18 protein-coding genes and 1 tRNA gene are annotated in these 26,606 nt (G+C 54.6%); 12 read left to right on the top strand and 7 right to left on the bottom strand.

The genetic code is table 11. The annotated features are described in order from the left end of the window. Positions 1–121 precede the first annotated feature (121 nt). The 8 genes from mreB to lepB all read left to right on the top strand — a co-directional run bounded on the left by mreB (position 122) and on the right by lepB (position 9,199). Positions 122–1,171: a rod shape-determining protein gene (mreB, locus tag BN6471_RS02360; protein ID WP_066645142.1), complete on the top strand. Its 1,050-nt coding sequence runs from the start codon at positions 122–124 to the stop codon at positions 1,169–1,171. Positions 1,172–1,346: 175 nt separating this feature from the next. Next, positions 1,347–2,429 carry an LCP family protein gene (locus BN6471_RS02355; protein ID WP_162270164.1) on the top strand — a complete coding sequence of 361 codons (1,083 nt, stop codon included), beginning with the start codon at positions 1,347–1,349 and terminating at the stop codon, positions 2,427–2,429. 92 nt (positions 2,430–2,521) lie between these two features. Continuing rightward, on the top strand, positions 2,522–3,661 hold the full coding sequence (locus BN6471_RS02350; protein WP_066645136.1) for an LCP family protein: 1,140 nt from the start codon (positions 2,522–2,524) through the stop codon (positions 3,659–3,661). A gap of 130 nt (positions 3,662–3,791) precedes the next feature. Beyond that, positions 3,792–4,370: a YcxB family protein gene (locus tag BN6471_RS02345; protein ID WP_066645134.1), complete on the top strand. Its 579-nt coding sequence runs from the start codon at positions 3,792–3,794 to the stop codon at positions 4,368–4,370. Between the two features lie 69 nt (positions 4,371–4,439). Next, a complete protein-coding gene (trxB, locus tag BN6471_RS02340; protein WP_278287586.1) occupies positions 4,440–5,393 on the top strand; it encodes a thioredoxin-disulfide reductase in 954 nt (317 codons plus the stop codon). 28 nt (positions 5,394–5,421) lie between these two features. After that, positions 5,422–6,768: a phosphoglucosamine mutase gene (glmM, locus tag BN6471_RS02335; protein WP_066645131.1), complete on the top strand. Its 1,347-nt coding sequence runs from the start codon at positions 5,422–5,424 to the stop codon at positions 6,766–6,768. Positions 6,769–6,789: 21 nt separating this feature from the next. After that, positions 6,790–8,616, top strand: coding sequence for a glutamine--fructose-6-phosphate transaminase (isomerizing) (gene glmS / locus BN6471_RS02330; protein WP_066645129.1), 1,827 nt, complete (start codon positions 6,790–6,792; stop codon positions 8,614–8,616). A gap of 10 nt (positions 8,617–8,626) precedes the next feature. Next, on the top strand, positions 8,627–9,199 hold the full coding sequence (gene lepB, locus BN6471_RS02325; protein ID WP_066645127.1) for a signal peptidase I: 573 nt from the start codon (positions 8,627–8,629) through the stop codon (positions 9,197–9,199). A gap of 54 nt (positions 9,200–9,253) precedes the next feature. Here lepB and BN6471_RS02320 read toward each other — a convergent pair whose 3' ends face one another. Together BN6471_RS02320 and BN6471_RS02315 are read right to left on the bottom strand one after the other, a co-directional pair. After that, a complete protein-coding gene (locus BN6471_RS02320) occupies positions 9,254–9,742 on the bottom strand; it encodes a putative signal transducing protein (protein WP_066645125.1) in 489 nt (162 codons plus the stop codon). Positions 9,743–9,745: 3 nt separating this feature from the next. After that, positions 9,746–12,151 carry an HAD-IC family P-type ATPase gene (locus tag BN6471_RS02315; protein WP_066645123.1) on the bottom strand — a complete coding sequence of 802 codons (2,406 nt, stop codon included), beginning with the start codon at positions 12,149–12,151 and terminating at the stop codon, positions 9,746–9,748. A gap of 179 nt (positions 12,152–12,330) precedes the next feature. Between BN6471_RS02315 and gcvH the strand changes: the two genes are divergently transcribed. Both gcvH and BN6471_RS02305 read left to right on the top strand, forming a co-directional pair. Then, a complete protein-coding gene (gcvH, locus tag BN6471_RS02310) occupies positions 12,331–12,705 on the top strand; it encodes a glycine cleavage system protein GcvH (RefSeq protein WP_066649683.1) in 375 nt (124 codons plus the stop codon). A 93-nt stretch (positions 12,706–12,798) separates the two neighbouring features. Further along, positions 12,799–12,875 (top strand) — tRNA-Val (locus BN6471_RS02305). 136 nt (positions 12,876–13,011) lie between these two features. Here the strand turns inward: BN6471_RS02305 and BN6471_RS02300 are convergent. Beyond that, positions 13,012–14,652 (bottom strand): LuxR C-terminal-related transcriptional regulator, encoded by a 1,641-nt coding sequence (locus tag BN6471_RS02300; RefSeq protein WP_242861824.1) that lies wholly within the window; start codon positions 14,650–14,652, stop codon positions 13,012–13,014. Between the two features lie 147 nt (positions 14,653–14,799). Here BN6471_RS02300 and BN6471_RS02295 point away from each other — a divergent pair, with 147 nt between their 5' ends. Beyond that, on the top strand, positions 14,800–21,120 hold the full coding sequence (locus BN6471_RS02295) for an InlB B-repeat-containing protein (protein WP_066645122.1): 6,321 nt from the start codon (positions 14,800–14,802) through the stop codon (positions 21,118–21,120). 122 nt (positions 21,121–21,242) lie between these two features. Beyond that, a complete protein-coding gene (locus BN6471_RS02290; RefSeq protein WP_074025746.1) occupies positions 21,243–23,279 on the top strand; it encodes an alkyl/aryl-sulfatase in 2,037 nt (678 codons plus the stop codon). A gap of 88 nt (positions 23,280–23,367) precedes the next feature. Here BN6471_RS02290 and BN6471_RS02285 read toward each other — a convergent pair whose 3' ends face one another. Genes BN6471_RS02285 through BN6471_RS02270 form a run of 4 tightly spaced genes read right to left on the bottom strand, consistent with a single transcriptional unit; the run spans position 23,368 to position 26,548 of the window. Next, on the bottom strand, positions 23,368–24,207 hold the full coding sequence (locus BN6471_RS02285; protein WP_066645121.1) for a DUF2182 domain-containing protein: 840 nt from the start codon (positions 24,205–24,207) through the stop codon (positions 23,368–23,370). A gap of 27 nt (positions 24,208–24,234) precedes the next feature. Further along, positions 24,235–24,927 carry an ABC transporter ATP-binding protein gene (locus BN6471_RS02280; protein ID WP_242861823.1) on the bottom strand — a complete coding sequence of 231 codons (693 nt, stop codon included), beginning with the start codon at positions 24,925–24,927 and terminating at the stop codon, positions 24,235–24,237. Continuing rightward, the gene (locus BN6471_RS02275) at positions 24,924–26,129 is read right to left on the bottom strand and encodes an ABC transporter permease (RefSeq protein ID WP_066645115.1); all 1,206 of its coding nucleotides are present in this window, start codon (positions 26,127–26,129) and stop codon (positions 24,924–24,926) included. The genes BN6471_RS02280 and BN6471_RS02275 overlap by 4 nt, the downstream gene beginning before the upstream one ends. Beyond that, positions 26,126–26,548, bottom strand: coding sequence for a DUF4418 family protein (locus BN6471_RS02270; RefSeq protein ID WP_066645114.1), 423 nt, complete (start codon positions 26,546–26,548; stop codon positions 26,126–26,128). The genes BN6471_RS02275 and BN6471_RS02270 overlap by 4 nt, the downstream gene beginning before the upstream one ends. Between the last annotated feature and the right edge of the window lie 58 nt (positions 26,549–26,606).

Here is a 26,606-nt window from a genome sequence, read left to right as displayed (position 1 = left end):
AATATGACAAAATCGTCACAAAACAGTTGAAATATAAGTGCCATTGTATTATGATATATGGTATATAGGCATGTATTATGCCATATGAAAAGCAAAGTATGATAAAGTGAGGCTTGCGTGAATGGGCGTGTTCGGAAATTTTAATGATATAGGAATCGACCTCGGTACGGCGACAGTGCTCGTATACGTCAGGGGAAAGGGGATCGTTCTGCGGGAACCCTCCGTTGTTGCGGTGGACAGGCTTTCGGGCAGGATGCTTGCGATCGGTGAAGAAGCGCGCATCATGCTGGGGCGTACGCCGGGCAACATCGTGGCGGTAAGGCCCCTTCGGGAAGGCGTGATCTCCAACTTCCACGATACGGAACGGATGCTGCGGTACTTCCTTCGGAAGGTGATCGGCAAGAGGCTGTTCTTTAAACCCCGGGTGGTCGTGTGCGTGCCGTCGGGCGTTACGGAAGTGGAAAAGCGTTCGGTGATCGAGGCGACGGAAGAAGCGGGCGCACGCCATACGTGCCTGATCGAGGAGCCGATTGCCGCGGCGATCGGCGCGGGCATCGATATCGGCGCACCGCAGGGCAATATGGTACTCGACATCGGCGGCGGTACGGCGGATATGGCTGTGATCTCGCTGGGCGGCGCGGTCATCAGCGATTCGATCAAGATCGCGGGAGACACGTTCGATGAATATATTTCAAGGTATATCAAGAAAAAATATAATATGCTGATCGGTGAGCGCACGGCAGAGGAGATCAAGATCAACATCGGCAGCGCGTTCCCGCGTAAGGAAGAAGCATACATGGAAGTCACGGGGCGCAACCTGATTTCTGGTCTGCCCAAGACCATCACCATCAGCTCCAACGAGACGATCGAAGCGATGCAGGAGCCGCTCGACCGGATTATGGAGACCATGCACAGCGTGCTCGAGCGCACGCCGCCGGAGCTTACGGCGGATATCGCGGAAAACGGCATTTGCATGACGGGCGGCGGATCGCTCCTTTATGGCCTGGACAGGCTTTTAACAGAGCGGACGAAGATTCCCTGCTATGTGGCGGAGGACGCGGTTTCGTGTGTGGCGATCGGTACGGGCAAGGCGCTTGAGAGCATTGACGTATACAGCGCGGGCGCGGTTTATGATTACCGCCGCGGGGATTATTATAACCAGGGATATTAATCAGGGAACAAAATGGATAGAAGAGCCGTCTTATGGTTAAGGCGGTTCTTTTTATATGGAATTGCATCATTTGTTTTAATAATTTGTGAATATTGCGTGAAAACGGGTACAAATGATTACATGTGTATTATGATAAAAGGCGGCAGGGGCGTAAAACCGTTTAGGGGGCTGCATGGTGGACTACAAAAAAATCATTAAAATATTGATCATTGTGTTGGTCGCACTGGGCGCGGCCGCAGGAACGGTGGCGGCGTTTTTTTACGGCAGGTATACGGAACTCAAGGAAAATCCGATGACAGCGTTTGAAACATTCTCCGGGGAAGGAACGGTCGTTTCCGAAGGGAAAACGTTCGCACAGCCTACGGAGTTTGTGACCGTCGACGGGAAGCGGTACGGAAAAAATCCAAACGTGGTCACGATCCTCATGTTGGGGGTCGACTGGGACGGGTCGGCAGAGCGCGCTGATGATGGAAAGCGCAGCGATATGATTATCCTCTGTACGATTGATATGGTAAAAAATACCATCGATTTCCATTCGGTCCCGCGCGATACGCGAACCACGGTGCATGCTGTGGATAAAAAAACAGGCAAGATACAGGATGAAACGTATCTCACAAAGATCAACCACGCGTATGCGCTGGGTGCGCTGCACAGCGACGAAGCGGGCGCCGAAAACGAAATGCTGGCAGTGCAGGAGCTGATCGATTGCGGGAAACAGCTCGATATCCCCGTGGCATATTACGTTTCATTGGAGCTGGCGAACCTGCCTGACTTAGCAAACGTACTGGGCGGCGTAGAGGTAGAGCTTGACCAGGATATCCCCGGGATCGGGAACAAGGGCGAAACCGTACTTCTGCAGGGGGATAATGTGCGGCATTACCTCGAAAAACGCAAGGACGTAGGCGGCGAAATGTCGCGCCAGCGCCACCAGCAGGCCTTCATCAAAGCCATCGCCAAGGCAGTGAAGAAGCTGGGCGCGGCACAGACGGCGGTGAGGCTGCTGCCGAGACTGGAGGAAATCGGTGTACAGACGAATATGAACTTAGACCAGGTGGCGGCGACTGCGGGTGTGCTCGACAAGATCGGTTCGATCGACAATATCAGCATGGAAACATTTGAGGAAAAGGACGACAGCTGGCAGGACTTTCCGGATCCGATCGTTCCAAACCCGCCGGAGTTGAATTATTATGTCATGGACGACCAGGAATTATTGGATACGATGCTCTCCCTTTATTATGTTCCGCCAGGCGGCCAATGAAAGAAAATTTTGGCTAAACAGTGGTATTCAGGGTTAATTTATATTATAATGTTGAACAGGTTTTGATTTGATTTTGTTAGGAGGACTAACAGTTGAATTATAAAAAAGCAATCAAAATATTGACGGTCATATTGATCGTGCTGGTATTAAGCGCAGGCGGTGTCACGTATGCCCTTTACGGAACATATACGGATTTGAAGGCAAACTCGATCGCGGCGTTCAATACGCCGGCGCCGGCGGCGGTCGCATCGGACGACATCAACTTTGACGCGAATGCAAACGTTGAAACGGTGACCATCGACGGGAAGACTTACCAGAAGAATCCGAATGTGGTCAGCATCCTGATGCTGGGTATCGATTGGGACGGCACGCAGGTCAAGGACGCGACGGGTGCGCGCAGCGATATGATCATGCTGTGCACGGTCGATATGGAAAACAACGAGATATCTTTCCTTTCCATTCCGCGCGATACGCGTACGATCGTGCATAAGGTAGACCAGAAGACGGGCAAGGTGGAATCCAAAGAGTACCTGACAAAGATCAACCATGCTTATATCCTGGGCGGCGGCAACGACACCACGAAATGGGGGCCGCAGAACGCAATGCGCGCTACAGAGGATCTGGTGGAAGTGGAAGGACAGCTCAGTATCCCGATCCAGTACTATATATCCATTGACTTAGAGCATCTGGCAGACCTTGCGGCAGCGCTGGGCGGCGTGGAAGTGACGCTCGACCAGGATTATCCGGATATCGGGAGCAAAGGCGATACGATCACGCTGGAAGGCAATGCGGTTCGCCTCTATTTGCAGAACAGGAAGCAGATGGACGACGGTGAATTGTCGCGCCAGCGCCACGAGCAGGAATTCATGATGGCGATCGCCAAAAAGATCAAGAAGCTGGGCGCGGTGCAGTCCGCATCCAAACTGTTCTCGCAGCTTTCGGGCGACGTGTTGCAGACGAATTTGGGACTTGACCAGATTGTCGCGATGGCAGGCGTGCTCGATAAGATCGGTTCCATCGACAACATCAAGATGGAAACATTTGAGGAACGGGACGACTGCTGGCAGAACTTCCCCGACCCGATCGTGACCAGCCCATCCAAGCTGAATTACTTTATTATGGACGAGGATGAACTGATGACGAAGATGCTGGAGCGTTATTACACACCGGTGGATGGCAGCCCGGGCGGAGCGCTTTCTTCAGGGGAAACGGAATCGCCGAGCGACGATTGAGTAGCATCATGCTTTTATAAGCGTACCTGCATTGCAGGTACGCTTTTTTATTTACAATCCGGGCAAGGCCTTTTTTATGGATTTTTACATGGAATTGGTGTAAAATATAAGGCAGTATCGGAGGGCGGCTATGCAGGATATCAATTTTACGACAAAGACGGATTACCAGATATTTAAAGATTATTGGATGTTTTCGCTGTTTGAAAAAAAGGGCCCGAACGGCAAGATGAATGCGTTTGCCAAATTTGTGACGGTTCTGTGTATCCTTATCGGTATTGCGGTGGTACTGATCATATGCAATTATGCTTTGCTCGACAACGCCATGGGAGTGGTGCCGGTGATTCTTTTAGGGGCGGTCGCGGCTGCTTTCGTATCCTGTTATGTCACCGTGACGAGGACGCAGCCCAAGAGGCAGTACAAGACGGTACAGGAAGCGGTGGAAAACCCGCAGAAGTATACGTTCACGCAAAAGCAGATGGAAGTGCGCGAGTATGATGCGGAAGAAGAACGCGAAACGCTGGCCGAGTTTGCGTATGACGACCTTGTCTATGCGTATGAAACGCCGGTGGCATTTTACCTGTTCATCAATGACATCAATGCATTCCTGATCCCCAAAGGACAAATAGAGGGGATAACGCTGCAGGAGTTTGCATCGTTTTTAAAGGGAAAGCTAGGGAAGCGGTATCTGAAAAGTAAAAAGTGCAGTTAAAGGGAATATGCGGCTGTTGATGGATAACTGGATAGACAGGATCCGTGTCTTTCCTGTATAATAATAGTAATTTGTAAAAGAGCGGTTTGCAAAGCATTTCTAAGGAGATGGAACAAAATGTATGATTTGATTATTGCAGGCTCCGGCCCGGCAGGATTGACCGCGGCGATCTATGCATGCAGGAGCGGCCTTAAAACGCTGCTCATAGAACGTGCGTTTGCCGGCGGGCAAATGGCGATCAGCCATATGATCGATAATTATCCGGGGTTTGAAAACGAAGTAACGGGCGCTGCCCTCGCCAACAGCATGAAGCTGCAGGCGCAAAAATCGGGCGCCGATATGGTCACGGAAGAGATCAAGTCCTTTGAGCTTACGGGCGAGACCAAGAAAGTGGCGACCAGCAAAAATACCTATGAGGCCAAGTCGGTCATTTTGGCGATGGGCGCGGAACCAAAGCGGCTGTGCATCCCGGGGGAAGAAGAGATGATCGGTGCGGGCGTATCTTATTGCGCAACGTGCGACGGCGCCTTTTTCAAGGATGGAGAGGTCGCAGTCATCGGCGGAGGGAATACGGCTGTGGAAGATGCGCTGTATTTGGCAAAATTTTGCAAAAAAATTTACCTGGTGCACCGCAGGGACCAGTTCCGGGCGAGCCCTTCTCTGGTGGAGGCGGCGCAAAAGCTTGATAATATCGAGTTTGTTTTAAACAGTATTCCGCTATCCGTGAACGGGGAATATACGGTGCAGAGTTTGTCCGTAAAGCACAACGATACGGGCGAAGAACGCCAGATCTTTGTAACGGGCGTATTTTTTGCAGTGGGGCAGATCCCCAAGACAAAGCTTGTCGCAGGGCAGGTGGAGCTGGACGAAGGCGGCTATATCAAATCGGATGAAGGATGCAAGACCAACCTTCCTAACGTATTTTGCGCGGGGGATATCCGCAGCAAGCCCTTGCGGCAGATCGTTACGGCGGTGGCTGACGGCGCCGTGGCCGCTACGGCCGCGCTGGGGTTTGAAATATAATTTACAAAGGATAAAAGTGAGGAAAAGCATGGCAAGACTTTTTGGTACGGATGGGGTGCGCGGCATCGCCAATGAAAAACTGACGTCGAAACTGGCGTACGACCTGGGGCGTGCAGGCGCCTACTGCCTGACAAATGAGATACACAGCGCGCGGATACTGATTGGGAAGGACACGCGCGGCAGCGGCGATATGCTGGAATCGGCGATGGTGGCGGGTATCTGTTCCGCGGGGGCGGAAGCTGTCGTGGCATGCACGCTGCCAACGTCCGCGATCGCGTATCTGACGCGGCATTCCGGATATGACGCGGGGGTCGTGATTTCCGCCTCCCACAATACGGTGGAATACAATGGGATCAAATTTTTCAATTCCAATGGATATAAGCTGGCGGACGAGATCGAAGACCGCATTGAAAATATCATTATGAACGATGCGGAAGAGATCCCGCAGCCGACGGGCAAGAAGATCGGCAGGCGGGTACGCCTCAAAAAAGCGGCGCAGGATTATATCGATTTTGTCGTGGAAACGACGGATGTGAACCTGGATGGTTTAAAGATCGTCCTTGACTGCGCGAACGGTGCGGCGAGCGAGGTAGCACCGTGGATATTCAAGCTTTTAGGAGCGGAGGTCATTCCGTACTATAACACGCCGGATGGAAACAATATCAATGAAAACTGCGGTTCCACGCATCCGGAACAGCTGTCGCGGCTGGTATCGGAGCTGGGAGCGGATTTGGGGCTGGCGTTTGACGGCGATGCAGATCGCTTGATTGCCGTGGACGAACATGGCAGCATTGTGGATGGCGATAAGATTATGGCGATCAGCGCGATGGATATGAAAAAACGTGGCGTGCTGAAAAAGGATACGGTGGTCACGACGGTAATGAGCAATATGGGAATGGAAGTGACGCTCAAGGAAAACGGGATCAATATGGTTCGCTCGGACGTCGGCGACCGCTACGTGCTGGAAGAAATGCTCAAGGACGGATACAATTTTGGCGGGGAGCAGTCAGGGCACATCATATTCCTCGACCATAGCACCACCGGGGACGGAATCCTTTCGGGCGTACAGCTTGCGGCGGTCATGAAGCGTGAGGATAAGCCGCTCGCACGCCTTGCGCGGCCTGTCAGTATCTATCCGCAGGTGCTTGTGAACGCGAAGGTGAGCGACGACAAAAAACACGATTATGAAACGGATGGGATGATCGCCAGTGAGATCAAAAAGCTGGAGCAGGAATTCCACGGGGAAGGCAGGGTATTGATCCGGACGTCGGGGACGGAGCCGCTTGTGCGCGTGATGATCGAAGGAAAAGATAAGGATGCGATCACCAAGCACGCCGTTTCCATGGCAAAATTGATTGAAGCACGCTTGAAATAGGAAAGTGAGAAGATAGGGTATATGTGTGGAATTGTTGGGTATGCAGGCGATAAAAATGTGATCCCGGTACTGATCGGCGGACTGCAAAAGCTGGAATACCGCGGCTATGACAGTGCGGGCGTTGCTTATCTTGATGGCGGGAAGATGAACGTCATCAAGGAAAAAGGTAAACTGGCCGGCCTGGAAAAGCTGGTGAAAGGAAAGTGTGCGGAGCATACGATCGGGATCGGGCATACGCGCTGGGCAACACATGGCGAGCCGAGCTGTGCAAATGCGCATCCGCACATCAATATGGTAGGCGATCTGGCGATCGTGCACAACGGCATCATCGAGAACTACCTGCAATTAAAAGAATCCCTGGAGAGAAAAGGGATACGCTTTGTTTCCCAAACGGACACGGAAGTGATCGTGCACCTGATCCACTATTATCTGAAAGACGACCTCAAAGAAGCGGTGTCTACAGCGATTTCCAAGCTGAAGGGCAGCTATGCGCTGGGCGTGATCAGCGAACGGTTCCCGGATGAGATCGTGGCGGTAAGAAAGGACAGCCCGCTCGTTGTGGGACTGGGGAAAGGCGAGAACCTGATCGCTTCGGATATCCCGGCGATCCTTGAGTATACGCGCGATGTGTATTTCCTCAACAATGGCGAAATCGCGGTCATCAAAAAAGACGGGGTGGAGCTGTTCGACGAGGTGCTGAACCCCATCGCATGCGAACCTTATACCGTGGAATGGGATGTTTCCCAGGCGGAAAAAGCGGGTTATCCGCATTTTATGATCAAGGAGATCGAGGAGCAGCCGCGCGTGCTTGCAGATACGTTGACACCGCGTTTAAAAGACGGGGAAGTGTGTTTTGATGAGGTAGGGCTCACAGACGATGCGCTGAAAAAGATCAAAAAAATCACCATCATCGCTTGCGGGACGGCTTATCATGCCTCCTACGTGGGTAAGTATATCATCGAGCGCTTTGCGCGCGTGCCGGTAGAAGTGGAGATTGCTTCGGAATTCCGCTATAAAAACCCGATTATGAATGGGGACAATTTTGTGATCGTCGTCAGCCAGTCGGGCGAAACGGCGGATACGATCGCCGCGCTGCGTGAAGCGAAAAAGCGCGGGGCATATGTGATGGCGATCGCCAATGTGGTAGGATCCACCGTTGCGCGCGAGGCGGACAGCGTGCTTTATACGCGTGCGGGCATGGAGATCGCGGTGGCGTCCACCAAGGCGTACACGACGCAGCTGATGTGCCTGTACCTCTTTTGCCTGAAGCTTGCTTATGCCAAAGGGAAAATGGCGCCGGAAGAATACCGCGCGAATGTGTCGGGGCTTGCCGCTATCCCGGATAAGGTGGCGGATATCCTGGGTCAAAAGGATTTGCTGCAAAAATTTGCTTATGAACATTTTACGGAAAAAAGTGTTTTTTATATCGGGCGCGGACTGGACTATGCGCTTGCAATGGAAGGGTCGCTCAAATTAAAGGAGATCAGCTATATCCATTCAGAAGCCTATGCCGCAGGCGAACTGAAGCACGGTACCATTGCGCTGATCGAAGAGGGAACGCTCGTCGTGGCGGTATTGACGCAGGGGGATTTGATTGAAAAAGCCCTGAGCAATGTCAAGGAGGTAACGGCACGCGGCGCGGTTGTGCTAGTGATCACGCAGGAAAAATATAAGGATATGGCAAAGGATGTAGCGGATAAGCTGATCGCGATCCCGGATGCGGCGGATTTTGCTGCGACAATGACGGCGATCATCCCCATGCAGATATTTGCCTATTATATGGCGGTGCAGAAGGGATGCGACGTGGACAAGCCGAGAAACCTGGCGAAGAGCGTCACAGTGGAATAAAAGAAAGAATATGGAAGAAAATCGGAGCCGGACACAGAGCCGTGTCAAACGAAATAGAAATGAAGCTAAAGTGAAGAAAAAGGCGATATGGGGCTGGGTGCTGGCGATCGTGATCGCGGTGGCGGCGGCATTTTTGATTCGTGCATTCCTGTTCGAGATCATTATGGTGGACGGCCCATCCATGCAGCCTACGCTGCACACGGACGAGCGTCTGGCGGTGGAGAAGGTGACGCGGTACGGAGGGCTTCCGCAGCGCGGGGAGATCATTATCGTGCATTACCCGGACGGGACGAACCGGAACTATGTGAAGCGTGTCATTGCTCTGCCGGGGGAAACGGTGGAAATCAAAGGCAGTACGGTCTATGTCGATGGACAGGCGCTTGAGGAAGCATACGTCAGCCCGGAGCCGTATCAGGATATGCCTGCCGCAGTCGTGCCGGAAGACAGCGTTTTCGTGATGGGGGATAACCGGGCGAATTCGATGGACAGCAGGATGGTCGGCGCGATCCCGCACGACCAGATCGTCGGGCACGCGATGGCGGTTATTTTTCCTTTCGACGAATGGCGTGGGCTGAATAATTGATCGAAAAGCAAAGAAAAAATGGGATTGCCTGCCGGCAGTCCCGTTTTTGTTTATTTAAACGAAAAACCGGGAAAGCAACCCGATGATCCAAATGACAAATGCACTTCCCAAAGGAATGCCAAAAAAGATAAGAAAAAGCGTCAGTGCCCGCTTGCGTAACCGGCGGGAAGACATATCCTCCTGCGATTCGTCTTCTGGCGTTTCGACAGCCAAAAAATTCTCCAGTATCTCCCGGGCGCGCGAAAGGTCTGCTTGATCCACATAAAGCTTCTTACCGTATACGGAATAACCGGAATAGATGCTGACATAATCCCCGGCAAGCGTTTTAGACCGAGCCAGGACAGGGATACCCTCCTGCTCTAAGATATTGGTGAGGATTTTACTATTAAGGTCGTCCGTGGAATACAGCAGCACCGGATGCATAGCGTGCGGCGTTGGTTCTTCGGGCGGGGCAGGAAGCTGATCTACAAGCCCGCAGCCGCAGTCAGAGCATACGGAATACCCCTCATCATATTCAGCACAGCACTTCGGACAAAAAGGCATGGTCTACACATCCTTTCTTTTGCCGGTTTCCCTTTCTTTCTTCTCCAGGCGATCCATGATTTTTTTCTGCTGTTTTTTCATGAGGACGGAAAACGCTCCCTTGGTGACGATATGCTCGATCCCTTTCATGATGAACGGCATCAGGATGACGTTTACAGCGATCACAACAGTCTGGGGCAGGCTCAGAGGCGAAATATCGAAGAAGCCGCGCAGGAAAATGAGGCAAAGCACAAAGACGCCGATGGAGCTGCCCAATATGATCTTGCGCGCCGTGGTGAACGGCTGGCTCACCTTGACGACGACCCACAGGCCCGCCGCCACCGCAAGCATCATGCACATGGTGGAAACGGAGTCGGGCGAATACTGGAAAACGCCCCCCAAAAGGTCGACCACTAAAATACTGATGACGACGCACAAACCACCGGGAAGTGATTTTTCCAGGATGCTGATGAGAAAATGCTTTTCGATGGGTGCGTAATTTGGCTCCAGGGCAAGGAAAAATGCCGGGAAACCGATATTGACAAAGCTGATCAGCGTAAGCTGGAGCGGCGTGAACGGATAGCTGCTGTCCACCAAAATGAGCGTCATAAGCGCGATCAGAACGGCGTAGACTGTTTTGGTAATGAAAAGCGTGGCTACGCGCTGGATATTGTTGATGACCTTGCGGCCCTCGTTGACGATGGAGGGCATGGTTGCAAAATTAGAATCCAGCAGCACGAGGTTGGAAATATTTTTGGCAGCGTCGCTGCCCGAAGCCATGGCAATACTACAGTCTGATTCCTTGAGAGCCAGTACGTCATTGACGCCGTCGCCCGTCATGGCAACGGTATGATCCTGCCTTTTGAGCGCGGCGATCAGTTCTTTCTTCTGGTTGGGCGTTACGCGCCCGAATACGCTGTATTTCTTAGCCGCCTCGTCGATTTTTTCCGGGGTATCGAGCGTGGTAGCGTCTACAGCATCCGGGTTTTTGACGCCCGCGCGCCGCGCGATGGCGCTTACCGTAACCGGGCTGTCGCCGGATATGATTTTGATATCTACTTTTTGCTGCTCGAAAAATGCCAGCGTTTCCGCCGCATCTGTCCGGATCCGGTCGGCGATCATAATAAAAGCAAGCGGATGCATGCCCTGTGGGACTGCGTTATCCTCTGCAAAATAGTCGCTGTGCGCGAGTACGAGCACCCGGTAACCGTCCTGTGCATACTGATCCGGATCGACGCCTTCAAAAGGTTCCGGAAAAATAAATTCATATGCGCCGAGAAGGTAAGTCCCGCGATCTTCAAAGGCCACGCCGCTGTATTTGCGTGCAGAGGAGAAGGGGATGATATGCTTGACGGCGTAATCAAAGCGCTTGCCGAATTTTTCGCGGATGGCATTCATGGTCGCATTGTCATCGGGCAGCGCCCCGGCCATATTGGCGAGAAGATTGGGAATATCGGCCTTGCGCAGCGGCACGATATCTTCTACCTGCATGCGGCCTTCGGTAATCGTGCCCGTTTTATCAAGGCACAACACGTCTACGCGCGCAAGCGTTTCAATGCAATATAAATCCTGTACCAGCGTGTGTTTGGTGGCCAGGATGACCGCGCTCGCTGCGAGGGAAATACTCGTCAGCAGGATGAGCCCCTCCGGGATCATACCGATCAGCGCACCCACGGTTTTGACGGTATTGTCCGCAATGGGAAGCCCGACGGCCAGCCACTGCTTTAAGAACAGCAAAATACCGATGGGGATGATAATAATGCTGATCACCTTCAGTATTTTATTCAGTGCGCTGCGAAGCTCCGAATGACGCTTTTTCGTGACCTTGGCGTCTGCGGAAATTTTGTTGGCGTAATTGTCCAGCCCAACGTGTTCCACGCGCGCATAGGCATTGCCTGAAACAACGAAGCTGCCCGAATAAAGAAAATCGCCGGGAGATTTGATGATGACGTCAGATTCTCCGGTGATCAGGGATTCGTTGACTTCAAGCGTACCTTCCAAAAGGATACTGTCTGCGCTGATCTGGTTGCCTGTCTTCAGCAGCATGATATCATCTAAGACAAGCTCTGTAACGTTTATGGTGCTTTCCTTGCAATCCCGCACGACCGTCACCTTGGCTGTGACGAGGACGGAGAGCTTATCAAGCGTTTTTTTGGTAGTGAGCTCCTGCACGAGCCCGATGATCAGGTTGCCGCCGACAACGAGAAGGAACACAAGTTCCTTGATGTAGCCGGTCATCACAATGAGTACGGTGAACACCGCGTTTAAAATATTGAAAAACGTCAGGAAGTTATCCTTGAAAATCTGCCGGTAAGTTTTTGTCGTATGCGTATTGTATGCGTTGGTGAGGCCCTGCTCGACACGCGAACGAACCTGCTCCTGGGTCAGCCCGGACTTGCACGGCGACTCGTAGCGCTGGATATCTGCCATAACGTCCCTTTCGATAACAATTATTGTAGTGTTATTATATCATATTTTATGGAGAGTGTATGAAGAAAGGCGAACGATTTCATGACGAAAACATAAAAAATTACGAAATTTGGATTGAAAAGTCGGTTAGTCGTTTATATAAGGGAACAAAGAAGCCCATAGCGGGGGAGATGAGAAAGATGCATGCACCGCAAAATTTAAAATATACGAAAACGCATGAGTGGATCGCTTTTTTAGAGGACGGAAAGGCAAAAATAGGGATCACGGATTATGCGCAGCAGGCGCTGGGCGATATTGTGTATGTGAGCCTGCCACATTCCGGGGAAGAGTATAAGAAAGGCGACATCTTCGCGGATGTAGAATCTGTAAAAATGGAAGCCGAGATATACATGCCGATGGACGGCAGGATCCTGACGGCGAACATGGGTCTTGTACAGCAGCCGCAAAAGGTAAACGAGGACGCATACGGCGCGTGGCTGGTGGAAGTGCGCGGTTTAAAGGACGAAGGCTGGATGAATGCTGACGAATATGGGAAATTTGTAGAAGGGCTTTAAAAAAACGGTTAAAATTAGGAGAGTGGAAATTATCCGCTCTTTTTTTATAAAAACTTTTGCAAGATATTAAAAATGTGATATAATATTTCTCACGGAGGCATAGCTCAGTTGGTCAGAGTACCTGCTTCACATGTAGGGGGTCGCTGGTTCGAGCCCAGCTGTCTCCACCACATCGGTCATATCCGAACCTCTTCCTCTTGAATGAAGTGTTCGGAATGACAATCAGTTTAAGGACAGGCGGTGAGCCTGTCCTTTTTGCGTAAACCCCAATATCAGCATCTTGGAAGAAAGCGTTTGTAAGCAATGCTATTCGATCAGGCCCAGCTCCCGTGCCTTTAAAACCGCGTCCATCGCGTTGTTGACGTCCAGCTTCTTGTAGGCAAGCGACGTGTGCGTTTTGATGGTGGGGATGGAAAGCCCGGTCATTTCGGAAATCTCCGCGTTTTTGTAGCCTTGGGATAAAAGCTCCAGCATATGCTTTTGCTGTCCCGAGAGCTTCACCGGCTTATCCTTTTTGCCAATCCCCGCAATGTAACCAACGTGGCTGCCCGCAAAGCTGTGCGCGGCAAGCATAACCTCGCTTAAGTACGCGCGGGTGAGCGGGCCTTTGTAACCGTTATCGCTCAATTTAGATAATATCCGTTTTAATATGGGAACGACGCCCGCCCCTTCGTCGGCAACCACACGTATGAAACCATACGGCTGTAATACCGCAAGCGTTTCTATAAGCTGGGTTTCGGCTTCCTTTTTGCGGCCAAGCGCCCAGTAAAGCGCCGCGAGGATGGCCCCTGCCTCGCACCTGTCCAGAGGGCGGCTTAAGTTTTCGCCAAACTTCTTCAGGAGCGACAGGTAATGCAACGCGCGCTCGGTATTGCCCGTCGCGATATATGCCCGCGCCGTGGTGAAGTGCTGGAAGGAACGGAAAAACTCGATGTGGTTCGTCTCCGTCACATAATAGCTATTCAGCCATTCGTGCGCGGCGGCTTTGTCGCCGTCCAGCAATTTCAGTTTGGTTTGATAGGCCGTCAGGTTGGGAATGAAGTATTGCGCGCAGGCATCCACAAATGCGCACAGTCCGTCCATCAGGCTCTCCGCTTCTTGCCTGCGCCCAAGCTGCCAGAGTGCGCTGTGCTGGAGTATCATTACGCAGATTCGGCCGTCCGCCTTGCTTTCCCTGGTGAGCAGGGCCATGACGCTTTCGTTTTCGCAAAGCGCCTCATTAAGGTGATTTCTCTCGTACGTAAAGCACGCGAGGATGCCCGGGCGCAGGTATTCCCACTCCGGGCCGAGCAGCGGCGCGAACGTGCCGTCTATTTTGGAAAGTATTTTAGGATCGAGCGCGATCTCCGAATAGTCCCTGTTACTGCGGTGCATATACGGAAGGTTGTGCGTAAAGGACGCGATATTCGTTGCAAGCCCCTCCTGCGTGAATTTTTTCAGCACTTTACCGAATACGGTATATAGCTGCACCTGCTTTTTCAGACTTTTGCGGTAGTCAACATGGAAGGCCAGCATGGCAATGCGCGGCAGGTTGCGCATGATTGCGTCCATGTGGAACGCATATTCTTCGTGGCGGCTGGTGAGGTAATAATACCATGCGTAAAGCACATGCAGCGATGAAGCGCTGGCTACGGTCACGCCCAAAGAGGGTGCGCCGGAAGAAGCAATTATAACAGGGATCGCCCCCGGAGCGGAGGTAGCGATCACCGCGCAGCTTCTTGACGAAACGGGCGCGTTCACCAATGAAATATCCAATACCGTAATCGAAATCACGGGAGAAGCGGCAGCGGACGCTTTCCATCCGTATTTCTGGATACTGATCGTCGTTATCATCGCGGTGGTGGTCATTGTGGTGGTCGTGCTCGTGACAAGGTCAAAGCGCGCCCGGGGCAGAAGAAAATAATTCCGCCGGACAAAGGCATACAAAAAGGGAAGAACAGGCCGCATACCGGAAGGAACTATCCCTTCCGGTATACCTGTTTTGCAGTTTCTTGCAGGCGGTTCCGGAAATATCCGTCTGCAAGAAATTACAGCAGGATAAAAGCAAGCCCCGCGCATGGCGGGGAAGCCGACGATAACATGGGAGGAAAAAGGATGAAAACACGTTTTGGAAAAAAGATCGTTGCGCTGGCAAGCGCGGTGGCGATGGCATTATCGCTGCTGCCTGCGGCGCTGCCCGCCATGGCGGAAAGCGGCGGGCAGGAGTCTGGGAATCAGGACGCGGCAAATGCGCCGCTCGTTGCGCAAAGCGGGACCGCAACGCCCGAAAATGCGCTTGATGATTGGAAGTACAAGGATTTCGGCATCCCGTATTTGCCGTCTTTGCCCGACCGGGAGGCGTTTACATCGGATGAGCAGCCGCTCAAAGGCTTTGAGGGGACGGCCATGTCCCGGCTTTTCGTGGGCTATATGAACAAAAGCAAAGCGCAGCAGGGCAGTTATGCCGTGTTTGACACCATGCCCGCCCGCAGCGCGCAGGGGGCGACCATCAGCGGCAGCGGCGCTGCGGGATACCTTGACGCTTCGCCCGTGAGCGCTCCCGCGGAATACGCCTCCCTCCGGGTGGACAACTCCAAATACCGTACGCTCAATACCGTTTCCCTCGATATGGGAACGAACGCGGACGGGTCGGGCGGCATCCCCCCGGTGATCTGCGAGGCTGTACTGCTGACGGGCAGGGAGAAGGGCGTCGCTAACGCCAAGAATACAAGCTGGCTGGGCGTGGTCACGCTGGTGAAAAAAGGAAACGGCTATGTTCCCCAAAGCACAAGTTATACAAAGCTGGCAAATTCAAATACCAGGATCGGCGAAATCGACGTACGCGCCGCGCAGGGGCTGAACGCCGTCTGCGCGGGCGATTACGACGGCGACGGGATAGACGAGCTGGCGGTGTATGTGCCGCGGTTTGATAATCCCTATATCCAGGTTTACGACATCGGGATAAACGGAGACATCGCAGAGGGCTCCCGCATTCCGCTTAACGATCTGCACACGGACAACGATTGGGCGCAATACAACTTTGCTTTTTCCGGCTGGAACCTGCCAATCGTAAACCTTGGCACCTCCGGCCTTGCGCGCGCAGACGGGGGCACCAGAGACCACCTTGTGGTGAGCGCGTGCCTTCCGCGCAGCGACGCGGAGTCTTATAAAGGGCACAGCCAGCTTCCCGCGCTCGCCGTTTACGAACAGGACGGAAGCGCCATGAAGCGCCTGTTCTTCGACCATCTCGATTACGGCGATTATTATATGCGCTTTCCCGCAACCGTGGAGGCGGATGTGAACGGCAACGGAACCGGCGAGCTTGTGGTCGCCGGATACGCGGATACATGGACGGATACGAAAAAACAAAAGCTAAAAGACCATCCGTTCCAGAAGTACTGCGTCAACCTGCTTACCTGGGACAAAGACGCGGATGCCTACCGCATGGCCTATACCAAACCCATGGAATACACGCCCACGGGCAGCGTAAAAAAGGCAATGGCAGCGGACAGCGCTTATGCCATGAGCGAGCCGGTCGCGCTTACGGCAGCCGCTTTAAGCGAGGAGACGGATAACGACTACCTGCTGCTCGAGGGCGCGGTGCTGTCGTTTTCCGCGACTAACAACGCACAGAAAGCAGACGGCGAGCAGATGCAGCTTGCGGGCGGAAAACTGACAGGGACATTTGAGATGAGGATGAATCCCCAGACGGTCACGGTGAGTCACGCGGTTTCCGGCCGTTTTGCCGCAGACCACGCGGGCAGCGAGCAGATCGCGCTTGTGTGGAACGACAATTATTCCCGGCCCGGCGCTGTCGTGGACGGCAGCATCACCTGGCTGTGGATGGAAAACAACGTCGTGACGCAGCACGATACCAACACCCAATACCTGAAAACACGCTCCGCAAGCAGGAACGGCACATTCCTTTCCCTTGCGCGGGTGGAGGATACGGAGCACCGCGCCAACTACAAATATATGGAAAAAAGCTATGGCTGGAGCGCGCCGGACGCGCTCATGGCCCTGCCCGCAGCCCCTTACTGGAAGGAACTTCCCTACGAGAACGGCGTGGGAGACGTTACGTTCTCGGTCAGCAATACCTACGAGCTCCCGCCCCCGGCAGGAGAAAGCATGAACTATTCGGTGGGCTCAACGGGCTCGCTCACCGCCATGGCGGGTGCGGGCGCGTTGGGCAGCGAGGCCCTGGCGGGCTTTTCGACCGACCTGAACGGCACGCTGGCAGCCAGCGGCGAGCTGCGGGACAGGCTCTCCAACCGCAACACCCAGACCTTCAGAGTACCGGTGGATGAAAACCATGTGCTGGTGTATGCCACGCCCATCGTGACCTATAAGTACAAGGTATGGCTCCCAGCTTTCCGGGTGACGGAGGAGACCGCTAAAAAATACAAGGAGCTGGCAAACAGCGACACGCTGAAAAACGAGAACGGAACCGTCTACGATGTCGGCGACACCGTGCCCGCGGGCTGGTACAGCTACAACATCCACGTGCCCTATTCGCCCACGTATTCGCTCATCCCCATGGATCAATACAACGAGGCGTACAAAAGGCACAACCTGGGCACGGACAAGCTCGATATGAGCGCCTACGACTTTACCGTGGGCGACCCAAGTACCTATCAGCGCGGTTTTTCCGATATCGCGCATTATGACAGCGCGGAAAACATGGTTTCCTCCCCCAAAAACATCGCCACGGGCGGCGCGGACAGCCAAATCGATTTCCCAGGCGCCGCGGGGATCGAATGGGACGGAACGGTGGGCATCCAGGTCTCCGACTCCGTACAGGCTGGGATAACCGGGCAGGTACAGTTTCTCGGCAGCGAAAAAACAGGGTTGTCCGGTGGATTCGCCGAAAGCCGGGGTGCAAACATAAATATGCGCGCAGGCTTTAACTTTTCCATTGGCACGGGCGCGTCCATTAACCCCCTGCCCACGGGTTACGGCGATTACGGCTACCAGACCACAATGGGCGTGTGGCCGTGCGTGGGGCAGGGCGCGCTGCTCACCACCGGCTTTATCGTAGCGCCCAAAGCGGACGCTCCGCCCAAACCGCCGGAAAACCCGTACGTATACGAAACGGGGATGCAAACTAACGGCAAGGCGTTCCTGGTGCTGGCGTGGAATGAGCCCACCGCCTCCGATACCCGCCTTGCGAGCGAGTACGAAGTGTTTTATAAAAACACGGGTGCGTCGCCCAGTGACTACCAGACGGTCGGCAAGGTAGAAGCCATGAAGCAGAACTTTATGACCGTCACCGGCCTCATGCCGGGCACGACCTACGATTTCGCGTTCAAGGCCCTGCCCCTTAACGGGCAAAACGGCGGGCTTTCTAGCCCGCTGACCGCCACCACGGCCAAGGCCGCCACGCTGCACGTCGATCCCACAACGCCGGCGGATTATTATGCAACACCGAACCCCCAGGGGACTATTGACTGCAACCTTACTGTGAAAGCATCAGAATCGGATGGGGGCAATTTGATTGAATACAGGTGGCAAAAATACGAGGTAAGCGAAGGCTACATTGGCGAATGGGTAGACTTGGGCATAGACACAGATACCTGCTACGAAAGGCTATCGTCTGGGGACGACGGAGCCAAATACCGCTGCGTGGTTTCCTCGCGTGTCGACAAACATTTTCAGTACAGCGCCGAGACACAAACAGTGATCTCTCGCGTGGCAACCGTGCATGTGGGGGCCGACCCACGCTTCTCCGTGGCCCTTTCGGCGAAGTCGGCGGACGGTGCCGAGCTGCCACGGGAACGCGGCGGTGCGTACTTCCTGCGCTCCGGCGGGAAGGTGACGCTTAAAGCGGAAGTGACCAAGAAGAACGTAACAGACATCAGCGACGGAACCTTATCCCTGTTCTGCCGCAAGGACGGGGGTGCGGAAACGTTGATCGCAAGCGGCCTAACGCCTGCGAACGGCATTGTGACGCACGAATGGACGCCCTCGGAGTCCGGCGGGTACGATCTGGTTGCGGTCTATACAGGAACAGGCAGCTCTTTTATAAGCGGCGCACCGGAAAATACGCCCGCCGAGCCGACGGCTGGGCCTACCACTTCGCCCACGCAAACGCCGGATGAAACACCCACGCCAACTGCGACGCCGACGGAGCAGCCGACGCTGACGCCTGACCCGCCAGTTGAGCCTGCGGACGAAAACACCGCAGGCCCTGCCAGCCTTCATGAACCGGGGATAGAGCCGCTGGCGCTGACCGCTGCGGAGGACGCGGCTGAACCAACAACGGCGGCCACATTGGCTGAGCCATCGGCAACCGCAACACCGGAGGCTACGGCAGCACCGGCGGAGGCTCCTGCGCCCACCCAAACGAGAACGGCGTCGCCTCAACCAACAGAGACTACTTCTACCGTCCCAACGCCAACCGCAGCGGTTGGACCTGCACAGCTCACCGAAGCGGCAGGCAGTGCCCGCAGCGCAGCGAACATCGCTGTGTCGGCTCCCATCGCCATACATGTGGGCCTGATCAGAGACGAGGGGTATCTCGTTCGCTACGAGCTGAACGGCGGCACGAACAGCGCGGCCAACCCGAACGCCATCGGCAGGAATGCCGCCCCGACTGCGCTTGCGGATCCCACGCGGGTGGGCGCGACGTTTGACGGCTGGTATGACGACGCGGCATTTAAGCAAAAAATTGAGTACGTCGATCCCATGCGCATCGCGCAAAAGCTGGCAGGCGGCAGCGGGCCGTATGTGCTGTACGCAAAGTGGACGGCGACGGAGTATGATATTACGTATGACCTGGACGGCGGGACCAACCACCCGGATAACCCGGACAAGTACACGCTGCTGGACGGCGCTATCCTGCGCGAGCCGGAGAAAGCGGGCTACCGCTTCATGGGCTGGTATTTTGAGAGCAGTAGTCCCAGCGCCGATGTGGACAAGACAAAATCCGTCTATTCCCTGCCGCTCCTTGACAAAAAGGGCGACTGGGTGGACGCGGATGTGACCCTGCGCGCAAAGTGGGAGGCCATAGAATACCCCATCACCTATCACACGCCTTTCGCGGACGGCAAGGGCAGCAACCCCGACACCTATACCGTAGAGGATACTGTGATGCTGAATAATGTGGATTACACGGGCAAGCCGATCGAATTCAAAGGCTGGTATACGGACGCGGAATATACGACCCAAATTACGCAGATCGCGGCGGGAACCACCGGTCCCCTCTCCCTGTACGCCAAGCCCGGATTTAAGAACGCTATGCTCCATTTCCAGCCGCTCGGCGGCGAATACAGCGGCGACAACCCGTATATCGCAGCTAAGGATACGGATGTCCCCTTGAGCTCCGCAACCCGCCAGGGGTTTGACTTCTCCCTTTGGTGCGGGCAGGCAAAGACCGTGAACGGCGAGGTGGTGGCGGACGATAGCGACGTGAGCCAAAACTACGCCGCGGGCGAATCCTATCATCTCAATCCGGCGAAGTCGCTGCACACACTGTACGCTGCGTGGACGCCCGCAGCCGGGCAGGTGGAGCTCCATTGGCTCGACCCGTTGGACGATGAGGAGGTCTACCAGAACTACGGCGTCAAGGGGCAAAAGATCGCCGATCCGGGCGTTACGCCCGATCACTACGGCTATGCGTTCGACGGTAAGTGGTACAGGGATAAAGCGCTCACCCAGCAATGGAATTTTGGGAGCGATACGGTTCCCACAAACCTCACAGGCGGCGGCTTTACGCTGTACGCGGGGCTGCGGGAGATGTATTACAATGTCTCCTTTGAGCCGAACGGCGGTACCGCCGTCCCTGCGCAGCGGGTGCAGGAAGGCAAAACGGTGGCAAAACCTGCCGATCCGGCGCTGCAAGACAAAATGTTCCTCGGCTGGTACGAGGACGATGCGCTGACCATCCCCTATGATTTTGCCAGCGAGGTGCAGTCGGACCTTACATTGTACGCCAAATGGCGCCCACGCGGGCCGGTGAAGCCCGCTCCCGGCGACAGCAAAATCCTCGGCATCGAAGACGGCAAAACGTACGCCCACGGCAGTACGTTTGAATTCACGGCGGTTGGTGCGGGTATGGACAACGACCATCCCATCGAGGGCGACGAAAGGCATGTACCCAAAAGCTGGTCGGTCAACCCGTCCGGCACGTGGAGCGGGCCGCCCTACACCGCCTCGTTTGAAACGAAAGATATGGCGATGGGCGCGCATACCCTCACTGTGACCTTTGCACTGGAGCGGTATGAAAGCGGCGCATGGAAGGATACGAACGACACGGTACAGGCGCAGGTCACATTCACGCTTGCCGAGAATGCGTCGGAATCAACGCATACCCCCACACCCGGCGGTGGTGCGAAGACGGGCGACGAGACCCTGCCTGTTTGGATTTGGCTCGCAATCGCGGCGGCTGCCGCGGTATGCCTTGTTTTCCTGGGAAGAAAGCTGTTGAAAAGACAGTAAGACTCTTTACCGGACGGGAAAGAGCGCCGCGCGAGCCTGTGAAACCCGCCTGCCGTCTTGACAAGTGCGGATGTGCTTGCAATACTGAAAGTGAAGAAAAGAGAAAGCGTGGAAAAAGCCATATGAAAAAAACCTGTTTTGTGTTGATTACCGCATTGCTTTTGTTCGGCATAACGGCCTGCGGGGCGCAGCCTCAGCAGGGAGAAATCGCGAATGAAACGTCCGTTCCGCCTGTGCAGCCGTCGCAGGCGGAACAGGAAAGCGTGAAGGTATCGGACGTGTCCGCCAAACAGCCGACCGAACAGACGGTTGCCGCAAACGAAGAGGTTTACGCCCTGCTCGATTTTTCCGACGAACGGGAAAAGGAGTGTGCGCAGAAAGGGCTTCTTGCCGCGCCGGACGCACTGGAAATCAAGGATGAAAACGGCAAAATCGTGTGGAGCCAGACGGCGTACGCATTCCTCGAGGGAGACGCGCCGGACACGGCGAACCCCAGCCTGTGGCGCAACGCGCAGTTAAACCACATCTACGGCTTGTTTGAGGTAACGGACGGCGTCTACCAGGTGCGCGGGTACGACATGACCAACATCACGTTTATCAAAGGCGACACCGGCTGGATCGTGTTCGACCCGCTGATGAGCACAGAATGTTCTGCTGCGGCGCTTGCCTTGGTAAACGAAACGCTGGGCAAACGGCCTGTTACCGGCATCGTCATGAGCCATCCGCATGTGGATCACTACGGCGGGATCAAGGGAATCGTGTCGGAGGAAGATGTTGTGGAACGCAACATTCCCATCATCGTGCCGGAGGGCTTTCACGAGCACGCGGTGAGCGAGAATGTATACGCGGGCAACGCCATGGGCAGGCGCGCGGGCTATCAGTACGGCACCATCCTGGAGCCGGGGGAAGCGGGCTCCCTTTCCATCGGCATCGGCATGGGGCAATCAAAGGGCACAGTCTCCTATATCGTGCCCAACGACGAGATCACCAAAACGGGCGAGACGCGCACAGTGGACGGGGTGAAGATGGAATTTCAGATGACCCCGGGCACCGAGGCTCCGGCGGAAATGAACACGTGGTTCCCGCAGAAAAATGCGCTGTGGCTGGCGGAAAACTGCACGGGTACGCTGCACAACCTGTATACGCTGCGGGGGGCACAGGTGCGCGACGGCAGCGCCTGGGCCGGGTACATCATGGAGGCGGCTGCGCGCTACGGCGATGAGGTGCAGGTGGTGTTCCAGTCGCACAACTGGCCGCACTGGGGCAACGATATCATCGGCGAATACATGGAAAATACGGCAGCCATGTACAAGTTCATCAACGACCAGACGTTGCTGTATATCAACCAGGGCTATACCTCGGATGAGATTTCAAACATGATTGAATTGCCGGCGGCGCTGGAACAGAATTGGTATACGCGGCAGTATTACGGAACGGTGGCGCATAACGCGAAAGCGGTCTACCAGAAATACATGGGCTGGTACGACGCGAATCCCGTGAATTTAAATCCGCTTTCGCCTTCGGACAGCGCCAAAAAATACGTGGAGTACATGGGAGACACAAACGAGGTGCTGAAAAAAGCCAAAGAGGATTTTGCAAGCGGCGAATACCAGTGGGTGGCGGAAATCACGAACGTGCTGGTGTTTGCCGATCCGGGAAACGAGCAGGCGCGGTATTTGTGCGCGGACGCGCTCGAGCAGCTTGCCTACCGGGCGGAATCGGGCACATGGCGCAACGTCTATCTTTCGGGCGCAAAGGAGCTGCGCGAGGGTACGACAAACGACCTGGCCAAAAAAGCAACGGGCAGCGCCGACCTGCAGATGGCCATGACGCCGGAAATGATGCTGGCCCAGATGGGGATATTGCTTGACGCGAACGCTGCTCAAGATTTGAACCTTACCATCAACTTTGATATCACGGACGGGGAGCCGTATCTCGTGACGGTCAAAAACGGCGTGCTGCTCTACCAAAAAGGCACACGGGCGGACGACGCGGACGCGACGCTCACGCTGCCGCGGTCGGCGATGTTTTCGATCCTCGCCAAAGACGAAACAAAACAAAAACAGAATATCACGGTCGAAGGAGACGGGGATATTCTGCAAAAGCTGACGGAACATATGGTGTCCTACGAGTTCTTCTTCAATATCGTGGAGCCGTAATGCGGTAAGAAATTGACGATTTGCCTATGTCCGGTACAGGCAGGCGTCTCCTAACCGGCGATTGCGCGATAAGAGAATGGCCAAATTTTTATAATGCAAGTAAGAAGCCGCCCATAATACAGAGGATCGCACCTGCCACAATCAGGAGCCAACCGACGATTTTGCTTAGTAAGGTTCCGAATTTTGCATTTTTTTCAAAGAACATGATCAGCGTAAACAGCCCCATCCAAAAGAGGTTCATCATCCCCAGGGGGAAGAGCACGACCATAAGCGCCCAGCAGCAGCCGATGCATTCCATGCCGTGTTTCATGCCCATCAGAAGCGCGCCGGAGCCGCCTGCTTTCCAGTTATGCAGTACAAAGGCGAGCGGATGCTGGCACCCGCGCATACAGGCGTTTTTGAGCGGGCTTAGCTGGTAAACGCCCGCGACCAGGAAAATGACGGCTACGCCGATGAGCGTGTGCGTCCAACTGGTAAAGCAGCCGCCGATCAAGGCGATGATTCCTTCCCCGACCAGCCAGCAGACTACGCCGAACAGCGCCCACAAAAGGACGTAGCCGAGGATGAACAGGTAAGTAGGGGAGTTGCCGAAGCCTTGCGCGCGGCGGCGTTTACTGATCGTATCGAAAGCGAAGATCATCGGTACCGCCGTGGGCAGCATCATGCCGATACACATGACGATCCACATCGGCACAAACATCGAAAAAGGCGGCATTGTGGGAGAATAGGCGGCTGCAGCCAGCCGCTCTGCCATTTGCGCATCCATTTCCGGATCGGCCGCGCCCGTCATGTCCATAGACATACCGTCCATACCGCTTGAGCTGGCATTGACGGCAGTATAGATCCATGCGCATACCGTTAAGGCAATGATAACGATGAGCACGATGGCCTGCTGTTTGTTGAGATGAAATTTTTTTGCCTGTTCCATGAAAATCCCTTTTTATCCTTTGATTGCTTATTTCTGATAGTCCTGTATCGAAGCTTCGGAAAGATTCCCGCCGGACATGCGGAACACGCGGTTGCCGTAGCCCACGTTATCAAGCTCGTGCGTAGCCATTAATATGGTGCTGCCTTCGGCACGGATTTCCGTGAAAAGCTCCATCACCTCGCGCGTGGTATCCTCGTCGATATCCGCCGTGGGTTCGTCCGCGAGCAGCAAAAGAGGTTCATTTATCAGCGCGCGCGCAATGGCGACGCGTTTCATTTCACCGCCGGAAAGCTGGGATGGATAGCTGCCTCCCCGTCCCTTAAGGCCGACTTTCCCGAGCAGCATTTCCGCCCGCGCCGCGCCGTCGCCCTCGCGTTTGTGTAAGAAATAAGGCAGGCGGACATTATCAAGGGCGGTCAAATTTGCAAGAAGGCTCAGGCCCTGCGGGATATACCCGAGGCTGGTGTTGCGGACATACGCCATTTGCTTTTCATCCTCTGTCCAGAATTCTTTTCCATTCAATAGGATGCGGCCGGACGTGGGGTGCAAAAGTCCGGCGATCATATTGAGGAGCGTGGATTTTCCACTGCCGGATTTTCCGATGATACTGACAAAGTCGCCCGCCTCAACGGAAAAGCCGGCTTTGTTTACGGCTGTAAAAAAATTTTTTTCGCCCCGGCTGTATTTTCTGGTGACCTGCTCACATTTCAGTAACATCATTCATTCTCCCTTATCGTGAAATATGTATCCGTCTTGCTTAGGCGGACTGCCGAATAGAGGCAGGAAAGCGGCCCGATGAGAACGGAGATGCCCGCGCTTATAAGCAGGTTTACCAGGACGGAGCCTGCGCCGGGCGTCAGGTAAGGAAGGCCCATGGACGTCGCGATGAGCGTTTGGAACGGAAACAGGATGAGGCACGCTGCAAGCAGGCCGCATGCCGTTCCGATCGCTGCGGTAATGAGCGACTCACAGAGGATGACGCCTGCGATCTTGCCCCGGGTGGCGCCTAGCGCGCCCAAAAGGGCAAATTCTTTTTTGCGTTCGTTGAAGGTAATGGAGAACACGAACAACAACACGAGTACAGCGACCACCCACAGGAGGATCGTGATGGCGAGTGTAAGGCTACTGGTATCTAAAAGCTCGCCTGCGATATTACGCATGAAATCGTCGGATATCACCACATCTGTGTGAGGGAAACGGTCGATGATTTCGTCTGCGACCTGCGTGGCGTCCGCATCCGCGTCAAGGCGGATCAAAATGGACGATACCAGTCCCTCGCCGCTGCCGGCGGGGTGCACAGCCTTTTCGCCGGACAGGTCGATCATATGCTGCGCCGTATCTGTGGTCATAAAGATGGAAGAGTCAAAGCCCATACCTGTCTCCGCCAGCTTCGCGGCTACCTGAAACGGCTGGCCGTAGAAATACACCTCGTCTCCCGGCTCGGCGAGCACAAGGCTGCCGACTACCACCTGGCCGCTGCCAAGGGGCTCGGACAGGGTATTGGTCATCCAGGGCGCGATCGTGAAATCGGTAGCCGGGTCATAGCCGATCAGCTGTACGGGTACCGTGCAGCAGGCGGCGTTCAGGGAAGCGATAAAAAGCTGGGGAGAGGTCTGCGCCACACCGTCGATTGAGGAAAGGCCGTCTATTATACCGTCTTCCAGATAAAAGGTACTGGGTTCGCTGCGTAAAAGGGAATTTTGCAGGTCTGTGCCGCTGCCTCGCGGTACGACCATCAGGTCGGCGCCGATCCGTCCGGACATGCTTTCGATCCCGCTTTTCAGGCTTTGTGTCAGTATACTGCCGCAAAAAAGGGCAAAAGCAAAGACGGCGACAATGATTGCGAGCCCCATGGTACGCATGGGTTTGCGCCGGACATTTGCAAAAGCCAGCGCAGCGCCGGTCAGCCGTTTTACTTTCATTGACCGGTACCCGCCTTTTTGATCCCGGCGAACACCTGCGCTACGCCGCACACGATGATCAATACACAAACCACGATGATTCCGGGCTGCGTGCCCATATGGCAAGGCATGGTCGCGTTTTTACAGACGCCGATAAAGCTGGTTGACATTAAGACTGTTACCAGCGCGAGCGCGAGGGATTGCAAGCCTAAAACAATACAAGCCTGTGCCTTGCGGAAGAAAAGGGAAAGTACGCCTGAGAAAATAATCAGGACTCCGGCCGCCGTGGTAAAAAGCCCCGTATAGTGGCAGGCCATGGGTACGGCGTTACCGTTTGCAAGCTCCAACGTTTTATCGCATACGGGCAGGATGAACTGTACGGTCAATATGAGCAATATACCCAAAACAAGCGTAATGATTCCAAATACGTTTTTTTTCATGGAGAACACCTCTGGTTTGATTTCAGCAGGATGGTAAGCCCCGCCGATCCGAGGCTTA

The organism is Christensenella timonensis (genome assembly GCF_900087015.1).
In the GTDB taxonomy this organism is placed as follows: Bacteria; Bacillota; Clostridia; order Christensenellales; family Christensenellaceae; genus Christensenella; species Christensenella timonensis.
The sequence above is the reverse complement of the archived record's forward strand: the minus strand, read 5'-3'. Positions and strand labels throughout refer to the sequence as shown.